This is a genomic window from Candidatus Endomicrobium procryptotermitis, from assembly GCA_031279415.1.
Classification (GTDB): Bacteria; Elusimicrobiota; Endomicrobiia; order Endomicrobiales; family Endomicrobiaceae; genus Endomicrobium_B; species Endomicrobium_B procryptotermitis.
The window spans coordinates 24,607-46,643 of the sequence record JAITIP010000037.1 but is presented as its reverse complement, the minus strand read 5'-3'; the positions used below and the strand labels follow the sequence as shown (position 1 = coordinate 46,643).

The window sequence follows — 22,037 nt, the reverse complement described above, 5'->3', positions numbered from 1 at the left end:
TTTTAATTTTTTTTGATCTGAATAATTCTTTTTTCGGTAATAATCATACCCACCGGCATATCATATTTTCCGGCCGGCATTTTGTCCGTAAGCTGAAAATCATATGCAATGCCTATAGTCTTTTCTGGCGGTATACCTTCAAGCCATCTGTCAAAATAGCCTTTTCCGTACCCTATCCTGAAACCGTCATAATCAAAAGCTATACCAGGAACAAAGACTAAATCTATTTCATCTTTTTCCAATATATCTTCCTGATTTATTTCGGGCTGCCTTATTCCATATACGGACTGGTATGCATCCTCAAGCTTTAGTAACTTTACGGCAACCATATTTCCATCACCAGGATTTTGTATGGCAGGAACCGCAACAATCTTACCTTCTTCTATAGAAGAAGATACCATTGCATCAGTTACAACTTCAGAGCCGTAAGATAAATAAAACATCACAGTTTTTGCCTTTTCATAAACAGGGAATTCTTTAATTCTAGCAAAAATCATGCCGCTGTAAGCTGACGACAAAATAGGCTCTATCCTGTTTCTCAAATTTAAAAACTCATATCTTACTTTTCTTTTTTCTGATTCCAAGTAATCGTTCACGAATTTTCACCTCAAATCCTTCACTTGTCGGTTTATAAAATTCTATCGGATCAGTCCAGTACTGCTGCTCGACAAAATGTCCTTTGTAATCATGTGGATATTTGTATCCATGCCCATGTCCAAGCTTTTCTCCGTCAAGATTTGCGTCTTTTAAATGGTTTGGAACGCTGCGGACTTTTCCATTTTTTACCTCGTCTAAAGCAGCTTCCACAGCCATATAAGACGTATTGGACTTTGGGGAACACGCTACATATATGGCCGCCTGAGCCAAAATTATTCTGGCTTCTGGCATACCTACAAACTGAACTGCGTGCAATGCCGATACCGCAAGCATTAAAGCACGCGGATCAGCCATTCCTACATCTTCGGAAGCACATATTATTATTCTTCTTGCAATAAAGCGCGGTTCTTCGCCTGCTGCAAGCATTTTAGCCATCCAATAAACCGCAGCATCAGGATCGCTGCCCCTCATGGATTTAATGAAAGCCGAAATATGATCGTAATGCGCATCTCCTGAACGGTCGTACAAAATCGCTCTTTTCTGCATAGATTCTTGTGCAACAGAAATATCAAAAGCCCTGACTCCTTTCTCGTTTACTTTCGTTGAAAGTGCGCCTACTTCAAGCGCGTTAAGCAGTTTTCTTGCATCTCCATTAGCGTTCAAAATCAAATGTAGTTTTGCTTCCTGCGACATTTCCACTTTGTAATTTCCCAACCCGTTTACTTTGTCTTTTAAAGCCGATTCCATAATTTTTGAAAGCGCTTCTTTTGAAAGAGTTTGAAATTCAAAAACCATGCTTCTTGAAAGAATCGCAGCATTGATATAAAAAAACGGATTCTCAGTAGTGATTCCTATTAAAGTTATCAACCCTCTTTCAACGTCCGGCAGCAGTGCATCCTGCTGAGAGCGGTTAAAATGATGGATTTCGTCAAGCATTAAAATCGTCTTTTTGCTGCTCATTTCAATTCTGGCTTTTGCCTGATCGATAATTTTTCTTATGTCAGCAATTCCTATCGTTACGGCATTAGCTTCTTCAAAATAAGCTTTTGTTTTTGAAGCTATAATTCTCGCCAAAGCACTTTTTCCCGTACCGGAAGGACCGAAAAAAATTACTGACCCCAAATTGTCTGCTTCAATCAATCGTCGCAAAAGCTTATCGTCACCGACTATACTTTCCTGCCCCATAAAATCTTCAAAATTTTTGGGCGACATCCGCGCGGCCAAAGGCTTGTTTTTATTATTTGCCTCATTTTCAAGAAAGTTAGTCTGTTTCATTGCGAATACCACAAAAAAAATCCCCGCAGTGCCGCTAGTTTTTAACGAATGAAAGCCCTCATTAATAAGTGAGATACAGTGGCATAAGCCCACGAGCATACGCTCGACTGCTGTTCTCTTAAATAGGACCTGTAGGATTCAATACGTTTAAAACGTTCGCCAACACTGCAGGAAAAACATTAAAGCATTTCAGTTTTAATTAGAATATTCTACTTCTTCAAGCAGTTTAATCAACTCTTTGATTTTTCTTTCGTAATTATCTGAAATACTTTCTTGCAAACCTTTAGTTTTAAGAAGTTCAGCCGCAATTTTAATTGCGGTCATCGCAGCGATTTTCTGAGTGTCAGGCACGTTTGAATTATCCCGTTGTACTTCCTGCCATTGATCGTTTACATAATTTACTACACTTGAAAAACTCAATTCGTCCATCTCATCTACATTAATATCTATATCTCTTCCCATTATTCTTGTACGGGCAGTTGCCATAATTATCTTACCTTGACCGTATCTATTTTTTTCAAAATTCTTTCTATTTTTATGACGGCCTTTTCTGCATTTTCTTTTAGTATAGTGTATTCTCCGATTTTTTCCCTGCTATTTTCGCTTTCTTTTCTTAAAAAATTTATTTCTGCTTTAAGCCTTAAATTCTCATCATTGAGCTTTTTAAGCTTTTCCACTGCTTTTTTAATCTTTATTGATAAAATTTCGAGATTTTCCATACCTTTCCAGGAAATATTTTATAATTTGTTGACAAACTTGTCAAACCGATATAAAATTCAAAAAATAATTAAATTTTAAATGATTTTTCAAAATAAAAAATGGTCTAAACAGCAAGGCGTCAACGGCTAAATTTTTTTCTTTAATACAAATTTGTAAAAGACATAGATTCTAAAATTTTTTCAGAGGTGACAGATGCACACACAGCACTATGTATCAGAATATCATAAAAAATACGGATTATATTAAATATTGTTTGGGAAATATATTGTCTTGCCCCAGAATGTTGGCTTGGTCTAAGCTTTTTTTAAACTTTGCCATTTCTTCAAAACCTTTTTTGCCGACCATTTTTTCCAAAAATATATGCTTTAACTTGCCTATTCCATGTTCGGCCGATACGGTTCCTCCAAGTTCTACGGCTTTCTGCGCTATTCTTGCATACATCTCTCTTGTTTTTTTATATTCTACTTCATTTGCAGCTATGATATTGGCATGCAGATGGTTTTCACCTATATGTCCAAATGTTACGTTAAAAAGTCCAGCAGTTTCAAACTCTTTATCACAAAAATCTACAATTTCAGCAAGTTTCCCTTCTGGGACAGCAAAATCAGTGCCAACTTTTGGAATTTTATTTTTCTTAACTTTTTCGTTTACTCTTTCTGGAATTCTGTGTCTGAATATTCTAAACTCTTCTTGCTCTTTCAAATTTGAAGCAAACCATACTTTTTCAGTGTCAACTCCGCTATCTTCAATCAGCATAACCCATTTTTCCATCAAAATGTCAAAATTATCTTCATAAACATCCTGTTCAAACATAATGCCTGCTTCGGTATTTTCCGGTATCACGGGGTAATCGTTTTTTATTAAAAATAAAGCATTTTTATCGAAATATTCAAGAGACATAGGATCAATCAAATTTTCTTGTTTTTCTTTTGCCGCGATCTTAACTTTATTTACAAAATCATATGCTTTAGCTCGTCTATCAAAAAATATTATTCCTCCGAAAGCCTCTTTAAAATGAGGAATGAGCTTCAGAGTCGCTTCAACAGTAACACATAAAGTGCCGTCAGAACCTATGAAAACATCTACCAAGTCCGCATTTTGATAATTATAATATCCGGCAGCATTTTTTATCAGTGGAAGGTTATATTCCGGAAGAGTTATCTCTTTTGTTCCTTTATCGGTATCGAAAGATATTATGCCTTTATCATCGGCAAAATATTTTCCTCTTTCAATATAAGCATAAGATCCGTCTGTGAAAACAACTTTTAGCGATTTAACATAATCGCGCGTAACACCGAATTTAAAACCTCTGCCTCCTGAAGCGTTTGTCGCGATATTTCCACCTATCGAAGCATTTTTCTCTGTAGGGTCGGGAGGATACATCCAGCCTTCACTATAAGCTTTATCTTTGATATCTTTTATCCTTGCTCCTGCATGAACTGTAATTTCGGCCGTTTTATAATCTGTTTTTTTTATTTTGCCGATTTTACTTAATTTTTCAAGTGATAAAACCGTTCCGCCGAATGACAGTCCCGAAGCCGTATTTCCGGTCAAAGCGCCTGCAATCGTAACTGGAATTTTTTTTTCAGCCATTTCGGATAAAAAATCCGGTATTTCTTCTTCATTTTCAGCTAGGGCTACAAATTCGGCAAAAGCTCCCGTAACACCGGAATTGTCTTCAAAATAATTTTGAATTATATCCGAATCTCTTTTTATTATCATTTAATCTTCCTAAACATCGGATCCGTGCCGTCGGTCATGTCTTCCACTATCAGCCCTCTTATATTTGAATTTTCATAAACTTTGAAAGCGAACATAGGTCTTTTAAATCTCCAGCCGGGAATTCCTATACCGTCAAACGAGTTGCCGCTATAATGTTTAAGAGTAACCCAAACTTTTCTTGGGCCTGCGCTGAACTTTAACATTTCTCCGTCAAGCTTTATCTCGGCGTCTCCATATAAAACGTTATTGTATATTCCGACATATTTTTTCAATTCCATCGGAGGAATTACTATTTCTGGAGGCGCTTTCTGCATGCGTTTTTTATGTGATCTATTGGCTTCGTCAAGTTTTATGGCACTCCAGTTAACTTCAGGATTTTGAAGGTAAGAATCATAAAATTTTTTGGCAAGAGCGTCGGCCATTCTTCCGTTCGGCAGGTTCATGAGAATCGATATTCCTATTTTATTATCTCTCATGAAAGAGATATAAGCTCCTTCACCATCGGTAGTACCCGCATGCCACATAATATTTTCTGGTTCATATTCCATACTTTTCCAGCCCAGACAATAGTAGCTCTTTTTATTGTCAGTGCTGTTGCTTATAAAAACTCTTCCTTCAAACAATTTGTCGTAATTTTCTTTTGAAATCAGATGCCAGCCGAATGACGATGCGTCATTGACGAGAAACAAAAGCCATTGTGACATATCGTCAATATTCGAATTTATACCGCTTGCCGCAGCAAAAGTGTACGGCCAGCCATTGTATGGCAAATTATCTGATAAAGCTTTAAGCTTTCCGCCGGCATAGTAATGGCCTAGAGCGCGATTTTTTGATTTAAGATAACTCTTGTAATCCGTAGAAGAAGAGTCCATTGCCAAAGGATTGAAAATATACTTCTTTATATTGTACTCCCATGATTTGCCCGTGGCCTTTTTTATAATTTCTCCCATCACGAGATATAAATTGTTTTGGTAACTAAAAGATTTTCTAAACGACCCCGTCTGCTTTATATAGCGCATCGACTCTATTATATAGTTGCTGTCATATCTGAAAAGCATCATCAGATGCTGTGAATAAGAAGGCAGTCCGCTGTATTGTGCCAGCAGATCTTCTATTGTCATTTCATCACTTATTTTTTTGTTTTCAAGTCTGAAATCTGGAAGATACTTAATGACTTTATCCTGCCAGCTCAAATATCCTCCATCAACCAGCATTGCCACCAGCGCCGTTGTAAAAGCTTTTGTGCAGGACGCTATCTGAAATATCGTTCGATTATTGACTTTATCTTCTTTATTTACCTGCCTTATACCAAAAGATTTTTTATAAACGACTTCGTCTCCTACTACAATACATATCGACATTCCAGGAACGTTCCACTGTTTTTGAGTTTTTTTCACATATGTGTCAAACTCTTCAAGAATCTTTTGCAAATCAGGAGAAGAAGATTCCGCTTCCAATTCCTTCAATAATACAGAGTTAAGACACAAAATTAAAATTAAAAACGACAAAAATAATTTTTTCATGCTGTAATTATACCATAATTACAAACAGACGCAGGATAAATTACTCCTGCGTCCAGTTATGTTTTCTCTAAAAATAAACAGTAAAGCTGTCTTACGTTCTCAATTTTACTCCAAGCTCTACATCCAGCTTGGATAAGAGTTCGTTCATGTCTTTATTTACTTCCTCATCTTTTAAAGTTCTTTCATTATTTCTGTAAGAAAGCCTGAACGAATAACTTATTTTTCCTTCTGCAATTTTTGAATTGTCGTCATAAACAGAAAACAACGAGTATTCTTTTAATATGCCGCCCGATTTCATTACAGCTTTTATAACTTTTTCAATCTTTGAGAAATGCAGAGATTTATCGGCGGTTACCGATATATCCCTTTTTACCGAAGGAAATTTAGAAATGTGTCTGTAAACGTGTTCTCCCGACGAACAGCTATTTTCAGCAGCTTCCAAATCCATCTCAAAATAAAATATTTCTTTTCTCAAATCCTGTTGTACAGAAGGCTTTAAAATACCGAACTGCCCGACGGTTTTTCCTTTGTAAACAACAGCAGCGGTTTTTCCGGGATGAAAATAAGGTTTCGGGCGAAGATTTTCCGAAATTATAAAATCTCCAACTGACAGTATGTTTTTAATAATTCCACCGCCAAAATAAAAATCAAAATCCTGATTTATTTTATTTTCTGCCCATTTCCACCACTCACGCCAAACTCTGCCGTACATTATAGCGGCAAAAGTTTTTCTTTCATACGGTTCTGTATAAATCTTTCCATACTCGAAAAGAGTTACCGTTTCCGCTCCCTGACCGACATTTAAAATAAGATTTTTATAAAGACCGGGCAGCAAAGAAGGTCTTAAAACTTCATTTTCTTTTGATATGGGATTTGCTATTTTATAAAAATATTTCAATCCGAAAAAATCAATGTCTTTTACTTCAGAAAAACTGTAATTCATAGCTTCGCTGAAACCCAGACCGTAAAGGTTTTTTCTAAAATTTTCGGCAAGTCTAGGCATGAATGAATCACTATTCGTAAAAACATAATCTTCATTTTTTGCGGATTTAGGAATATTTTCATATCCGTTTATTCTTGCAATTTCTTCTATCAAATCCACTTCTTCTTTTATATCGTTGCGCCATGAAGGAATTTCACACAGAATAATCTCTCCTCTGGGTTGAAGAACTATGCCTAAAAATCTTAGAATCTCAACAATATCATCTTCTTCGATTTGGTATCCTAAAACTTTTGATACACGTTCAATTCTTAAAGTAATATTCATTTTTTCATATTTTACTTTCTGTATGTCTTCTCTGGATTCTATACGGCCACCGGCAATTTGATATATAAGATTTGCCGCCCTCCATGATGCAAATTCGGCAATATCATGTGAGACGCCCCTTTCAAACCTGTAAGAAGAATCGCTTGAAAGATTGAGCTTTTTTGAAGTTTTTCTTATGGAGTCGGCGCTGAAGACCGCACTCTCAAGAAAAATGCTTTCCGTTTTTTCATCTATTCCGGAAAATTCCCCACCCATCACGCCGGCTATAGCAATGGGCTTTTTGTCGTCGGCAATAACAAGCATTTCAGAATCAAGGGTGTACTCTTTTCCATCTAAAACAGTTATCTTCTCGCCTTCTTTTGCCTTCCTAACTATAATATTTTTAGATGTAAGTTTTGATATATCAAAAGCATGCAGCGGCTGTCCGAGCTCTAAAAGAATATAATTTGTAATATCAACGATATTATTAATCGATCTAATTCCACATTTTTCAATGGCATCAGAAAGCCATTTCGGCGAAGGAGCCACTTTTACTCCGGAAATTATACAGCCTACATACCGCTGGCAAAGTCCGGATTCCACCTTTATATTGTTTGCAGTGGAAAGATTAGGGGTTTTTATCAGAGGTAAAACCGGAGTTTTTCTCAACTTTGCCCCTATTTCCCTTGCAACTCCCAAATGGCTTAAACAGTCTCCTCTGTTTGTGGTAACTTCGATTTCAAGAATACTATCAATATCGTTCAAAGCTTTTTCCAGAGGAATTCCGATTTCTGTATTTTTGTCAAGAACCATTATTCCCCGAGACTCCTGTGAAAGACCGAGCTCTTTTTCGGAACATATCATTCCTTCTGAATCGACTCCTCTTATTTTCGAGGATTTTATTTTAAAGTCTCCGGGCAAAATTGCTCCTGCTCTGGCAAGAGAAACAATTTGTTCCTTTGCAACGTTCGGAGCGCCGCAAACTACAGAATATATGTTTGAGCCGTCGGTGAGTTTGCATACGGAAAGTTTATCAGCATTGGGATGTTTTTCTTTTTCAAAAACTTTTGCTGTAATCACGTTACTCCATTTTCCCTGTTCGCTGACCACATAAGTTTCCACGCCTATAAGAGTAAGCAGCTTCGCAAGTTCATGAGGAGTTAAATTAAAATCCACGAATTTTTTAAGCAAATTATACGAAATTTTCATTTTCAGTTCCTTCTTTTTAAAATTGCTTTAAAAACCTCAAATCGTTTTCGTAGAAAAGACGTATGTCGTCAATACCATATTTTAACATCGCAAGACGCTCAACGCCTACTCCGAAAGCAAAACCTGTATATTTTTCCGTATTGTAATTAACCGCTTTAAAAACATTGGGATGAACCATTCCGCAGCCAAGCATTTCAAGCCAGCCAGAATTTTTGCATACCCTACAGCCTTTTCCTTTACACAGGACACATTGCACATCTACTTCCGCAGAAGGCTCAGTAAACTGGAAATGGGAAGGTCTAAAACGCAAATCTACATCGGTGCTGTAAAATTTATGTATAAAAAGTGTAAGCGTGCTTTTCAAATCGGCAAAAGTTATATTTTCAGCTACTGACAATCCTTCAATTTGATGAAATATTGCCGAGTGGGAAGCATCTGTAGCTTCATTTCTGTATACCCTTCCCGGCACTATAACTTTAACGGGCGGCTGCTGCTTTTCCATAACGTGAATCTGTGCGGGGGAAGTATGGGTTCTCATTACATTTTTCATTCCTTCTAGATAAAAAGTATCCTGAGTGTCTCTAGCCGGATGATTTTTTGGAATGTTTAAAGCTTCAAAATTATACCAATCCGTTTCAATTTCAGGTCCTTGAGTGACACTAAAACCCATGGATTTAAAAATATCCGAAATTTCTTCTATAATTTGAGTAATAGGATGAAAACTGCCTTTTGAAAAAGGAAAGTAAAAAGCCGACGAATAATCAACTTTTTCTTTTGCCATTTTTTCATCAATAAGGGTTTTCTTTAAAAAATCTTTTCTTTTTTCAATTTCGCTTTCGATAATGAACTTCGCTTTATTTGCCGCAGAACCTATCACTTTTCTTTCTTCAATGGAATATTGGGAGAGAGATTTAAGAATCTGCGTCAAGGTTCCATTTTTGCCCATATATTCATTTTTTATGGATTCCAGCAAAGTGACGTCTGCATCTGCGATTTTTGCAACGGCTTCTCCAACCGTTTTTTCAATGTCATTCATCTTTTAATCCTATAAGTTTATTTAATCTTTCTCTGGCTGCTTTATAATTTTCATCTAACGCTAAGGTTTTGGAATACATTTCTTTTGCCCCGTCAAAATCACCGTACGTTTCTCTAGCCAGACCTATATTATAGTAAGCTTCCGCATTTCCGGCGTCAATCTCAAGAACTTTTTGAAACTCCGCTACGGCCGCATCATATTTATTATTTAAAAAATAAAATTTGCCAAGTTCCATATGTCCATCTTTATTATTTTTCTGCGTTTTTGTATCATCGTTCATTTTACACCTTTTAAACCTTTTTTATTTTAGTGATATCTTCCTTAGATCCTATGATTACTAAAGTGTCATTTTGCATTATTTCATCATCAGCAGATGGAAGCATGTTGATTTCTTCCTTTATTGCAGCGTTTCCTTCATCATCAACCATTGGAATACGTCTGCGTATGGCAATAATATTAATTCTGTAATTGTTTCTTATACCTGAATCCTTTATAGTAGAACCCCAAAATTCTTTAGGAGCTACCAGTTCGATTAAATTGTAATTTTTAGACAATTCAATCTGCTCCAAAATATTTGGAGAAACTATATTTTCTACAAGTTTTTTTGCCATTTCAAATTCTGGATAAACAACTTTATCCGCGCCTATTTTAACGGCGACTTTTGAATGCCACTGACTTGAACATTTAACTATAATATTTTTTACGCCGAGTTCTTTTACTATTAACGTAGCAAGAATACTTGTTTCAACGCTTTCGCCTATCGAAACTATAACTGTATCGCAATCGGCAATTCCGGTGTTTTTCATGGCTTTTTCATCGGTAGCGTCTACGGCCAACGACTGCGTCACAAACTGACTTATTTTATTGACCGCATCCATATCATTGTCTATAGCCAGCACTTGCATATTTTTTTTAGCGAGCTCTTTTGCGACATTCGATCCGAAAGTTCCAAGACCTATAACTCCAAACTGTTTTTTCGGCATTTATGCCTCCTTAAGAACTATCCGACCAGTATTCTTGCTTCTGGATATTTAACGTTTTTATATCCCACATCAAGCATAGACATTAACAGCATAAGAATTCCCAGCCTTCCGAATATCATCGCTATAATAACAAATATTTTTCCATAAACCGAAAGACCTGTCGTAACGCCTTTTGACAACCCTACTGTCCCAACTGCCGAAGCGGCTTCAAATGCAATATCTATTGTTCGCATGCCATCTTCCAAAAAAACAAGCATCATTGAAATAAAAGTTGCTACTGCAATAAATATTACAAAAATTACCAACGCTTTTTTTATTAAATCGTCCGGTATAGTTCTGTTAAAAAGAACAAAAGAATCTTCCGATTTGATAACACCTTTTACAAAAATAAATACAAGCACAAGCGTCGTTATTTTTAAACCGCCGGAAGCACTTCCGGGAGCCGCACCTATGAACATAAGGAAAATCAAAAACATTTCACTAAATTCGTCAAACCATTCGACTGGAACCGAATTAAATCCCGCAGTTCTGGAACTTACCGCCTGAAAAAAAGAGTTATTTATGGCATAACCTATGCCTTCTCTAGCATTCATAAAGCTTGTTTGTCCGTAAAAAAAGAAAAACAGAAAACTTACGGCCATTATCACCGCCGTCATGAAAAGAACGACTTTCGAATGAAAAGACAGGCGCGTTTTATTTTTAAAATGATCATACAAATCCACTATCACAAAAAAACCCAAACCACCTAAAATAACCATCACCGCAACCGTATATAATAAAACAGGGCTTGAAGAATAATTTTCAAGGCTGTTTGCAAAAGGGCTAAATCCCGCATTACAAAAACCCGAAACGGAATGGAATATTCCTAAATAAAGAGCTTTAAAAAAAGAATATTCTTTTAAAAAGATACTTGTAAGTACCGCGGCTCCTGCAGTTTCTATAACTAAAATAAAAGTTAAAGCTTTTAAAGTTATTTTTTTTAACCCGTCGAAAGATGAAACGTCAAAAATTTCCTTAAGTATGAGTCTGTCTTTAAGCGATATTTTTCCTATCAGCAAAGCAACAACAGTAGAAACAAGCATATATCCCAAACCGCCGACCTGAATCAAAATCAAAATTACCGTCTGCCCGAAAAAAGAATAAAACTCTCCTATCGCAACAACTTCTAACCCTGTAACGCACACAGCCGACACAGAAGTAAATAAATTATTTAGAAAAGAAAAATCAAACTCATCGCTTCTTGATACCGGCAAAGATAAAAGAAGAGAGCCGATTATTATCAGTCCCAAAAAAAACAAAAATATTGTCTTTACGGGAGAGTAGTTCATTTATCGTTTTTATGCGGTTTTGGCTATTTCAACAAGCTGTTTGAAAGAAATGTTATCGTTTACCGCAATTTCGGCAAGCATTTTTCTGTCTATAGCGACATTTGCTCTTTTAAGACCTGAAATAAATTTGTTATAAGAAATGCCTTCTTCTCTTACGGCCGCATTCAAACGTATAATCCAAAGAGTTCTGAAGCTGGCCTTCTTGTCTTTTCTGCCGACATATGCATAGTTGAGAGATCTCTCAACCTGCTGCATGACCATTCTCCAGCGGTTTTTCTTTGTAGCATAAGAGCCTTTTGCAATTTTAAAATATTTCTTTTTTCTTTGTCTGGTATATACCACACTTTTCGTACGCATTAAAATCTCCTTAAAGTATTCAGTAATAATTTATTATTAAAAGTTATACGGCATATATTTTTTCATTATCTTCATATCCGTAGAATCTACGATTGAGGATTTTCTTGACTTCCTATTTTGATTACCTGAATCTCCGGTAAGAAGATGCCTCTGTCCTGGCTTTTTATACTTTACTTTACCGCCTCCGGTAACTTTAAAACGTTTTTTTGCGCCGCTGTGCGTTTTCATTTTTGGCATTGTGGCCTCCGATTATATTTACAGCCTATTTTGAATTTGATTTTTTCTTCGGAACAAGCGTCAGGAATACTCTCGTTCCCATCGAAGATATTTTTCCTTCGGGTTCAGCAATATCGGACAGCGATTCTTTGATTCTGTCCATAATTTTAATTCCTAAATCCTTATGCTGCATTTCTCTTCCGGAAAACATAGCGGTAAGCTGCACCTTATTACCGTCTCCTATAAACTCTCTGGCGTGCTTGATTTTGATTTCTAAATCATGTTCGCCTATACGAGGTCTGATTCTGACCTCTTTAACATGGAAAACTTTTTGTTTTTTTCTTGCTTCTTTTTCTTTCTTTTCCATTTCATACTTGAACTTGGAAAAGTTAATTATCTTGCATACAGGCGGCTTGGCCATCGGAGAAATCTCGACCAAATCTAAATCTTTTGACTGGGCCATCAATAAAGCATCGCTAACTTTTACTATGCCTGCCTGACTTCCGTCTGAATCAATAAGCCTGACCTCAGGAACTCTTATAAACTGGTTTATACGAAATCTTCTGTTTTCGACGACATCCTCCTCTCGGTATTACCCGAATTCAAATAAAAATGCAGGACAGAATTTGATTCCGCCCCGCAAATATGATAAATAGGATATACCCATTTTTTTCTTATTTTTTAACCTTTTCCCTCTGGTAAAGGTGAACCGGGACGGCTTCTTTGTGCTGATGACATTATGTCCGCAATTTTAAAATTATATATAACTAATATTTTTTTGTCAAATCCTGTGTTAAGGTCAAATTTTTAAATATAATAAAAAATGGGGATGGCAACAAACATTGCAAAAGAAATAGAACAAAGACGCAATATTTTAGAGCAAGCCGATAAATTAAAGTCAAAAGGGCTGATTTTAAGCAAAATATCAGAAATAGCCACAAAAAGCCAAATAACCCAAAAGCAAAAAAAAGAACTCGGTTTAAGAAGGCATTGCAACTTTATACAAATATCCCTCTTTTTGTCTTGCCGCAAAGAAAACCCATAATTTAAATGCAGATGTTAAAGGCTTAACATAACTTGCCAAGAAGAATACTTTATTACATTATTACAATGAGCTTTCTGATAACTTTTACGGCTGCAAAAATTTGTTAAACAAAAATAATTTGCTTATAATTATTTAAATCTTTACAGATCTTTAATTTTTAACAGCCGCCTGTTTTCAAATAGAGAATTCTTTAACCTAAAATAGAGACATTATTCCTTGCCCTAACGATTCTAACGATTCACCCATCAAATCTTTTATTCAAAGCCAAGCTACGATAAATATGGCAGACAAATCCTCAGTGCTGCACATCATGTTGTTCCATTTCTCTTTTGAGCGTATGTATGTATTGAAAATACGAATTGCAATATTTATTTGTATTATCGAAATCTGCATTCAACATCTCGGTGAGTTTATTGAAATAAATGTCGGCTTTATCCTTTTCATTCAAAAAATAATTAGCGATTACAGCTCCGGCATATACCTGCGCAATAAGCATCTGTTTATTTTCAATTATACGCTCAAACACTTTTGCGGCATCACCAAAAGCTTCGGCTAATAGTAAGGTTTCTGCAAAATGATAATTTACTTCATCATATAAATAATTCGTTGTGTTAGACAAATAATGAAACTCCTGTAGCGATTCCTGCAATCTTCCTTCTTTTCTCAAACTTAGAGCATGAAATTTCATCGCTGTTATGTTATATGGAGCCTCTTTTAATATTTCTGACCAAAAATTAGTTCCATTTCTAAAAACTTCAGATCTTTTGTAAGAAATTGACGCGCATGCTATCATAAACACAGCAAGAAAAATAATTACATAAATTTTTGTCTTTTTATTTTCAATATACGGTTTTAGGAAAAAGAAAAATATTATAATTACGGCAAAACACATCGGATAAATTCTGTTTCCCTGCGACCACAATCTGTTCCCGGCAATTATGCTAGGCCCGACTATAAGCAACGGAAGCAGGAAATAAAAAAGATTTATCTTTTTTATTTTAAATTTTTTGCCGTCTAAAAAAGCAAATACCGCACAAATAAGTATTGCTATGCCTCCAAAAACAAATATTTTAGTACTTACAACTGCTCCAAACGGAGTTCTCAAAAAAACTAAGGAGTAATAATAATCAAACAACATTGCAATGTTGTCTGCGGTAATATGCGGCAGTCCGATGCCTCCGGAATTACCGGCAAGACGGCGCATATACAAAAAGAAAAACATCGACGCAATCCATATAACATAAACATGCTTTTGCAGCTTTTGATTATTTTCTTTAAAAAGAAAATAATATAAAAGAAAAATAAAAGGAAATGAAACAGCCGACTCTTTATCAAAAAAACAAATAAGCATAAAGATTATGTGTAACGCAAAAAAAATCTGCCTGTATTTCACGCCCTTTATGTATTCGCTGAAACAAGCCAGCGAAATTATAAAAGATATTAAAAGAATCGACTCTTGTATGGCCGTTGCCCAGACGGCCGAATACATAGCCGAAGGATGAACGGCAAAGAGCAAAGCCGCAGCAAAAGATATTTCCGTGCTAAAAAGATATTTTTTTAAGAAGAAAAATATCAAAACTGAAGCAAAAATATGCAGAAACACACTTGAAAAATGCGCAAATTTTACAGAAGGACCTGCAATTTTATTTTGTATTATGAAAGCGCATGTAACTATAGGCCTATAATAAAGCGACGGATATTTATCAAACATCACATTTGCTTTGAATGCTTTTATTAAAGCGTAATTCTGATCATAAGATGGAGCGCATAAAAAAATAAAATTATGATCGTCAAGTTCGGTAAGTCCGAAGTTAATAATTTTTCCATAACATAAAAATATAACAGCGACAATAATAAAAACAGCCATACAAATTTTTACTATTTTGTTTTGAAAAATTGTACCTGCTACATTAATTTCTGTTTTTTCGGCCGTATCATTTTTCTTCATGATAATCGCTTTCGGCATTTACTTTCCAAATATTGTCTTTAGTTTTAACGCCTTTTATTATATTTTCGGCAGCTTCCATAGCCGTAAGCATGGAATGATCCATATTATTATATCTGTGCATGCCGTTTCTTCCCATTAAAAACAAATTTTCGTACCCGTCCGTAAATTTCCTTATAACATTAAACTCTTCATATGCACCGAAATAGGCGGGATAGGCTTTAGGAACTTTTACCGCGTGGGTACCAAGCACATTTTCTTTTTTTATTATGTTGATTTTTTCAAGTTCATATATTGTAAAATCTATAAAATCTTTTTCGCCCATACTCCAAAGTTCGTCACCTTCATTGCAAAAATATTCAAGACCTATATATATGGTATTTTCATAATCGTCCAGCATATAAGGACTCCAGTTGTTGATTATCTGGAAACGTCCTATTTTTACATCGCGTTCCTGAACGTAAATCCACACGTCGGGTATAATATTTTTATATGAGGGAATTGAAGTATTGTTTGTAATTTCAAGTTTTTTCAACAAAAGACCCACGGTCATAAAATCCCTATATTTCAAAGATTCAGCTACGTGCGCTGTTATTTCGTCTTTTTTGTCAAAAGCCGCTATCAAATCTTTTACAGGCATGGAGGACATATAATAATCACCTTCATATTCATGAATTTTGCCGTCTTTGTCTTTTGCAGAAATTTTTATGACTTTATTGTCTCTAGTCTCAAAAGCAAATACAGATTGATTAAAAATTATCTTTCCACCTTTATCCGTTATTTTTTTTGCCAAAGACTCCCAGAAATGTCCGGAGCCATATTTAGGGTAGTAAAACCTTTTAATAAGGCTTGTCTCAGTGTTTTTATCCGAAATTTCTCCTGTACCACCTAAAAAAATCTTTTTTATAGCCTCGGCAAGAACTTTCTTTACGGACAAACCTTTTATTCTTTGCCTGCCCCAGTCAGCCGGTATTTTTATAGGATGCACACCCCAGACTTTTTCCGTATAATCTTTAAAAAATGTCAGGTACAATTCTTTGCCAAACCTGTTTATCATAAAATCTTCAAGGGAATTTTCTTCCTTTTTTATAAACAGAGAATAAAGATAACTGAACCCCGCTTTCAAAAGGCGAACAGCTCCGAGATTTTTCATCGTGTTAAAACTCAAACTTATCGGATAATCAAAAAATTTTCTTAAAAAAAATATTCTGGTCAACCTGTTTCTTATAAGCATTACGTCATCCTGCGTCTGAGGGTCGCGTTCTGGTGTGTTTGCAGGAAAAGAAATTTTTCTGTTTAAAAGAATATCGTCTTTGGAAGGTTTTGTCTGCAAAGGAAGAATATTCAACCAAAAGTTTATCACCCTGTCAGATTTAGAAAAGAATCTGTGCGGACCTATATCCATGAAATTATTTTTATAATCGATAGTTTTAGATATGCCGCCAATATCTCCCGAGGCTTCTATTATTATGGGAATATTATCGCTTTTAACCAGTAATTCATAAGCCGCAGTAAGTCCCGCAGGACCAGCGCCTACAATAATGACCTGTTTTGCCATCAGTTCACTCCTAGTGATAAGAAATAATAATTTCTTCCGCTCCGTCCGACGGTGCATTTGCGACCGCGGAATATTGAATTCCGGGAATTAATGACAGGATTGTTGGAAATTTTTCTTTGTTTATTTTAACCGTATATTCCAAATCCGCTTTGCCGTCTTTAAATTTTATTTTACCTTCAGCAGAAAAAGAAAGCGACGGGCTTATAAAATCGCTTATATAAATGATTTGCTCCTCTTTATTATAACTGAATCTAAACGATGCGCTTGAAGACAAAACATTAAATTCAAAATCAAAAGTTCCCGTTCCTTCAAAAGTATTTCCATGATTAAAAACTTCTGAAAATAAAACTATATTTTTAAATTTCACCATGCCGGATTTGAGCTTCAGAGCAACCTCTGCATCATCCAATAATATGGAATGCGCCTTAACAGATTTTATCATGCCATATCCGGAAAATTTATTCATAAAAATATATTTAACATTCGAAAAAAAATAATAATTAAAATTCCCTGAAGAATAATCCAGATCAATATTTATTCTGCGTGCATGAATATCTTTTATCAAAAATTCCCTTCGAAAAAGTCTTTGTATATCAACATGAGCAGACACGGATTTTATGGATAATAAAGTGCCTTTATCAAAACCTCCGCGCTGTGCCATAGAAAAAGATTCTACGGAAATCTTCCCGAAGGGAGAAATTTTTATCTTTGAAATAATACTGTCTCTCTGGAAAATCATTCTGACAATATGCTTTGATTGTTTTATAAGACGGCCGCTGTTGAAGTAAATCTTAAAACCCGTTATGTACACGGCAAAAATTAAAGTGAAAAAGAAGATTACCAGTAAAAAGATTATTAAAATATTTTTCATTCACCGTCCATAATGGATCCATCTTCCGAATTTGAACTTTCATTTTCGGCAGTTTTGGACACTTCTGAAGAAATATTTTCTTGTTCATATCCTTCATAAAATTCTTTTTGAAGATTTTCAATTTCTGGCGGTTCTGGCACTTCTTCCTTTGACGAATTTTCAGTCTCTTGTTTCTGTGATTCAGGTACATCTTCATTTTCAATAGTATTCGAATGCTCTTCTGATTTTTGCGCTTCTTCACTTTTCTCAGTTTCAGGCTGAGGCTCTTGAGTTTTTAAAATTATAATTTCAACGCGGCGATTTTGTTCTTTTCCTTTTTCCGTATGGTTTGAAGCAACGGGTTTGTCTGGACCAAAACCTAAAACCGTCATTCTTTCTTCGTCAATGCCTCCTTTAACAAAAAAATCATAAACGGATTGAGCTCTTTCAACTGAAAGCTGCATATTTTTTTCTTTATTTCCGCTTGAGTCGGTATGTCCTTCAATCAATACTTTATTTTTTAAGTAAACTTTTAAAATTTCCGAAACTTCATTCAGCGAGTCTTCGGCTTCTGGCTTAAGTTCGCTTTTTGAAACGTCAAACAAAACTTTGCTTGAAAGATTGATGACAAGGCCTCTTTCCTCTTTTTTAACTTCCACTTCTTTTTGAAGTTCCGGTTCTGGATCCTTGGGCATAGTCGCTATTGATATTTCGCTCGAAATACGGGAAACATTTCCTGCTTGATCGGCGACAACAAAATTTACCGTATAATTACCAACCGGAAGAGGCATATTATAAACTTCATCTATTCCGTTCCAGATAACAAATTCCGGAATTTTACCGTTGAAAGGAAACTCTTTCACTCTTTTATCATTATAACTTAAAACTTCCAAATAACTCTTGGAAAAATCTATGCCGTTTTCGTCGCCGGCACTTAAATAAATGACCAAGTCTCTGTTAAATTTGCCATCTTCCTGATTTATAAAGCATACGTCACGATCACATTTTAAAGAAACAAAAGGAGGAGTTGAATCTATGGTGATAACTTTTGATTTTTCGACTACCGCGCTGCCTTTATCGGCAAGAACAAAAAACTTATACGAATATTGCCCATCGGGAGCAATCATTCCATCGGAAGTTAATCCATCCCATAAAACTGTTTCCGGAAGCGGAGCTTTTTTTATGATAAATTCTCTTACTTTTTTATTATCTTCACTATTTCTTATTGTCAGAAACCATAATTTTATTTTTTTTGCATTTCTGACTTCGGCTTTAAATACTGCTCCGCCATTATTTTCAGCAACGGCAGAAAATAACGTGTTTTCAACAGAAACTGTCAGAGAAGTTTTTTCCCGCACAGTCTGTCCGCAAACGGCTGTCGCACAAAATAATAGCAATAATAATGAAAAAGATTTTTTCATAATACTATTATTATACTATATTTCCCGTTTTATTTCGGAAGTTTAAATGCTTTGTCCTTTATAATTTGAGATGCTAGGGACTTGGAACTAAGAAGGATAACGGCAATATATTACGCAAATGCAAAATTCCGGCCGATATATTTTTATACCGGCCGGAATTAACTATCATAAAACTTATTTTTTCTTTTTGGGTTTGGCTTTAGATTTTCTGCGGGTACTATCGCTATCGCATTCGGATTTCTTCTGTTTTACCACAGCCTGTGCCGCTGCCAACCTTGCAATCGGCACTCTAAAAGGTGAACATGACACATAGGTAAGTCCTATGTTATGGCAAAATTCTATGGATTTAGGATCGCCGCCGTGTTCCCCGCATATTCCCAGCTTTATTCCCGGACGAACGTCTCTTCCGAGTTCGGTTGCGTAAGATATTAGTTGTCCGACGCCTTCAATGTCTACCGTCTGAAAAGGATCGTCAGTCAGCACTTTCTTATTAAGATAATCTCCCATGAAAGCGCCTATATCATCTCTTGAAAAACCAAAACTCATCTGCGTCAAATCATTCGTTCCGAAAGAGAAAAACTCGGCAGTTTCGGCCATTTGATCGGCAAGCAGAGCGGCTCTCGGTATTTCTATCATTGTTCCTACGGAATATTGAATTTTTTTAACTCCAGTTTTTCCTAAAACTTCTTTATAAACTTTCTCAATTATAGCTTTCTGATTTTTAAGTTCGTTTATGGAACAAGTTACTGGTATCATAATTTCAGGCTGTACTTTTTTGCCGTTTTTTATAAGTTCCGCACTCACTTCGAAAATAGCACGAATCTGCATTTCAGTTATTTCGGGATACGTTATGCCAAGCCTCACTCCTCTATGTCCCATCATAGGATTTGTCTCGTGCAGTTTTTCCGCCCTTTTTTTGAATTCATCAAGGGTAATGCCTATGCTGTCGGCAATTATTTGCTGCTTATCTTTTTCCTGAGGGATAAACTCGTGAAGCGGCGGATCAAGAAGTCTTATCGTTACCGGATATCCATCCATCTCTTCAAGAGTTCCTTTTATAGAATCTTTAAAGAATGGGAAAATTTCATTTAACGCTTTCACTCTCTCTTCGGTAGTCGAAGATAATATCATTTTTCTTAAAGCAAAAAGTGGTTTTTCAGAATTTTCTCCATAAAACATATGTTCAGTTCTGAACAATCCTATGCCTTCTGCGCCAAAAGATTTTGCTTTTTTTGCGTCAGCGGGAGTTTCCGCATTCGTGCGGACTTTTAACACTTTTACGGCATCGCATACTTTCAGGAAATCAAAAAGAAGAGCGTTTTCAGTGGCGTCAACCATGTCGAGTTTTCCTTCATAAACTATTCCTTTGGTGCCGTTTAAAGTAATCCAGTCATTTTCTTTGAAAGTCTTGCCGCCTATAGTCATGCTTTTTGAATTTAAATCAACGGCTATCGATGAACAGCCGACTATGCAGCATTTTCCCCAGCCGCGCGCTACAAGAGCAGCATGCGAAGTCATACCTCCGCGGGCAGTAAGAATAGCCTGAGCGGCTCTCATACCTTCAACGTCTTCAGGATTGGTTTCTTCTCTGATGAGAATAACCTTCTTTCCGACTTCTGCTGCAGCTATTGCTTCTTCAGATGAAAAAACTATTGAGCCTACAGCTCCTCCTGGACCTGCAGGAAGACCTTTTGCCAAAATGACCGCAGATTTTTCCGCATGAGCATCTATGATAGGATGCAGAAGCTCATCAAGCTGCGCAGGACTTACTCTCAAAACAGCTTCTTCTTTGGTTATGAGTTTTTCTTTTACCATATCCAATGCCATTCTAACCGCAGCAGGACCGTTCCTCTTTCCGTTGCGACACTGAAGCATCCAAAGTTTGCCGTCTTCAATAGTAAATTCTATATCCTGCATGTCCTTGTAATGCTTCTCAAGCCTTTTCTGTATGGCAAATAATTCTTTGTATATTTTAGGCATAACTTCTTCAAGAGTTTTTTCATCTTTGTTATGTTCGCTTTTTGCAGCTTCATTTATAGGAGCAGGCGTCCTGATTCCTGCAACAACGTCTTCGCCTTGCGCATTGATAAGATATTCGCCGTAAAATCTCGGATCGCCATTTCCAGGATTTCTTGAAAAAGCCACTCCCGTAGCCGACGTGTCTCCCATATTTCCGAAAACCATCGACTGAACATTTACTGCAGTTCCCCATTCATCCGGTATGCCTTCAATTTTTCTGTAAGCTATTGCGCGTTTTCCGTTCCATGAAGCAAACACGGCGCCTATTCCGCCCCAAACCTGCTCGAACGGGTCATCAGGAAAATTTTTACCCAAAACTTCTTTTACTCTGGATTTAAATTTCTCGGCAAGCTCTTTTAAATCTTCCGCAGTAAGATCGGTGTCAAGAGTTATGCCTTTTTCTTTTTTCTTTTCTTCCATTATTCTTTCAAGCTGTTTGCGAATTCCTTCGTCATCTTTAGGCTCAATGCCGGCGGCTTTTTCCATGACAACATCCGAATACATCATTATCAGCCTTCTATAAGCGTCATAAACAAATCTTTCGTTTTTTGTCTTTTCTATTAAAGCTGGAATAGTTTTTGTCGTAAGACCTACGTTTAGAACCGTTTCCATCATGCCTGGCATCGAACTTCTGGCGCCGGAACGCACGGAAACAAGAAGAGGATTTTTAATATCGCCAAATTTTTTACCTATAACTTTTTCGACGCTTTTTAAAGCCTGAGCAACCTGTTTTTCAAGCTCTTTCGGATACTTTTTTTTATTTTCATAATAATATGTACATACTTCTGTAGTAATCGTAAATCCGGGGGGAACGGGTAGTTTTAGATCTCTATGCCCGGCCATTTCGGCAAGATTTGCGCCTTTTCCTCCAAGCAAATTTCTCATACTTCCATCACCGTCAGCTTTTCCGCCACCAAAAAAATAAACGTACTTCTTAGGCATTTTCTTACTCCTTTCCATATATTTTTCAGACGTTAAACAAGCAAA

Annotated in this window: 19 protein-coding genes; all 19 read right to left on the bottom strand. The window is 36.2% G+C overall.

The features are described 5' to 3' along the window. Positions 1 to 2: 2 nt before the first annotated feature. The 19 genes from LBD46_07235 to ppdK all read right to left on the bottom strand — a co-directional run bounded on the left by LBD46_07235 (position 3) and on the right by ppdK (position 21,992). Positions 3 to 596 (bottom strand): 5-formyltetrahydrofolate cyclo-ligase, encoded by a 594-nt coding sequence (locus tag LBD46_07235; GenBank protein MDR2426949.1) that lies wholly within the window; start codon positions 594 to 596, stop codon positions 3 to 5. Beyond that, positions 553 to 1,872, bottom strand: a complete 1,320-nt coding sequence (locus LBD46_07230; protein MDR2426948.1) for a replication-associated recombination protein A — start codon at positions 1,870 to 1,872, stop codon at positions 553 to 555. Before LBD46_07230 ends, LBD46_07235 begins: the two co-directional genes overlap by 44 nt. Positions 1,873 to 2,067: 195 nt before the next feature. Next, positions 2,068 to 2,358: a cell division protein ZapA gene (locus LBD46_07225; GenBank protein MDR2426947.1), complete on the bottom strand. Its 291-nt coding sequence runs from the start codon at positions 2,356 to 2,358 to the stop codon at positions 2,068 to 2,070. A 2-nt stretch (positions 2,359 to 2,360) separates the two neighbouring features. Further along, positions 2,361 to 2,591, bottom strand: coding sequence for a hypothetical protein (locus LBD46_07220; GenBank protein ID MDR2426946.1), 231 nt, complete (start codon positions 2,589 to 2,591; stop codon positions 2,361 to 2,363). A gap of 238 nt (positions 2,592 to 2,829) precedes the next feature. After that, complete coding sequence (locus tag LBD46_07215) at positions 2,830 to 4,314, bottom strand: FAD-binding oxidoreductase (GenBank protein MDR2426945.1); 1,485 nt, start codon at positions 4,312 to 4,314, stop codon at positions 2,830 to 2,832. Further along, the gene (locus LBD46_07210; protein ID MDR2426944.1) at positions 4,311 to 5,837 is read right to left on the bottom strand and encodes a serine hydrolase; all 1,527 of its coding nucleotides are present in this window, start codon (positions 5,835 to 5,837) and stop codon (positions 4,311 to 4,313) included. Before LBD46_07210 ends, LBD46_07215 begins: the two co-directional genes overlap by 4 nt. A 91-nt stretch (positions 5,838 to 5,928) precedes the next feature. After that, positions 5,929 to 8,292, bottom strand: a complete 2,364-nt coding sequence (gene pheT, locus LBD46_07205) for a phenylalanine--tRNA ligase subunit beta (protein MDR2426943.1) — start codon at positions 8,290 to 8,292, stop codon at positions 5,929 to 5,931. A gap of 16 nt (positions 8,293 to 8,308) precedes the next feature. Then, positions 8,309 to 9,328: a phenylalanine--tRNA ligase subunit alpha gene (gene pheS / locus LBD46_07200; protein MDR2426942.1), complete on the bottom strand. Its 1,020-nt coding sequence runs from the start codon at positions 9,326 to 9,328 to the stop codon at positions 8,309 to 8,311. After that, complete coding sequence (locus LBD46_07195; protein ID MDR2426941.1) at positions 9,321 to 9,608, bottom strand: tetratricopeptide repeat protein; 288 nt, start codon at positions 9,606 to 9,608, stop codon at positions 9,321 to 9,323. Before LBD46_07195 ends, pheS begins: the two co-directional genes overlap by 8 nt. A 10-nt stretch (positions 9,609 to 9,618) precedes the next feature. Next, on the bottom strand, positions 9,619 to 10,311 hold the full coding sequence (locus LBD46_07190) for a TrkA family potassium uptake protein (GenBank protein ID MDR2426940.1): 693 nt from the start codon (positions 10,309 to 10,311) through the stop codon (positions 9,619 to 9,621). 17 nt (positions 10,312 to 10,328) lie between these two features. Further along, positions 10,329 to 11,639, bottom strand: coding sequence for a hypothetical protein (locus LBD46_07185; GenBank protein MDR2426939.1), 1,311 nt, complete (start codon positions 11,637 to 11,639; stop codon positions 10,329 to 10,331). 9 nt (positions 11,640 to 11,648) lie between these two features. Further along, positions 11,649 to 11,996, bottom strand: coding sequence for a 50S ribosomal protein L20 (rplT, locus tag LBD46_07180; protein MDR2426938.1), 348 nt, complete (start codon positions 11,994 to 11,996; stop codon positions 11,649 to 11,651). 36 nt (positions 11,997 to 12,032) lie between these two features. Next, positions 12,033 to 12,233 (bottom strand): 50S ribosomal protein L35, encoded by a 201-nt coding sequence (rpmI, locus tag LBD46_07175; protein ID MDR2426937.1) that lies wholly within the window; start codon positions 12,231 to 12,233, stop codon positions 12,033 to 12,035. A gap of 25 nt (positions 12,234 to 12,258) precedes the next feature. After that, on the bottom strand, positions 12,259 to 12,765 hold the full coding sequence (gene infC / locus LBD46_07170) for a translation initiation factor IF-3 (GenBank protein ID MDR2426936.1): 507 nt from the start codon (positions 12,763 to 12,765) through the stop codon (positions 12,259 to 12,261). Positions 12,766 to 13,552: 787 nt separating this feature from the next. Further along, positions 13,553 to 15,223: a hypothetical protein gene (locus tag LBD46_07165; GenBank protein ID MDR2426935.1), complete on the bottom strand. Its 1,671-nt coding sequence runs from the start codon at positions 15,221 to 15,223 to the stop codon at positions 13,553 to 13,555. Then, on the bottom strand, positions 15,192 to 16,760 hold the full coding sequence (locus LBD46_07160; GenBank protein MDR2426934.1) for an NAD(P)/FAD-dependent oxidoreductase: 1,569 nt from the start codon (positions 16,758 to 16,760) through the stop codon (positions 15,192 to 15,194). Before LBD46_07160 ends, LBD46_07165 begins: the two co-directional genes overlap by 32 nt. A gap of 10 nt (positions 16,761 to 16,770) precedes the next feature. After that, a complete protein-coding gene (locus LBD46_07155; GenBank protein MDR2426933.1) occupies positions 16,771 to 17,631 on the bottom strand; it encodes a hypothetical protein in 861 nt (286 codons plus the stop codon). Next, positions 17,628 to 19,031 carry an OmpA family protein gene (locus LBD46_07150; protein MDR2426932.1) on the bottom strand — a complete coding sequence of 468 codons (1,404 nt, stop codon included), beginning with the start codon at positions 19,029 to 19,031 and terminating at the stop codon, positions 17,628 to 17,630. The genes LBD46_07155 and LBD46_07150 overlap by 4 nt, the downstream gene beginning before the upstream one ends. Positions 19,032 to 19,205: 174 nt before the next feature. Continuing rightward, positions 19,206 to 21,992, bottom strand: coding sequence for a pyruvate, phosphate dikinase (ppdK, locus tag LBD46_07145; protein MDR2426931.1), 2,787 nt, complete (start codon positions 21,990 to 21,992; stop codon positions 19,206 to 19,208). Positions 21,993 to 22,037: the final 45 nt, after the last annotated feature.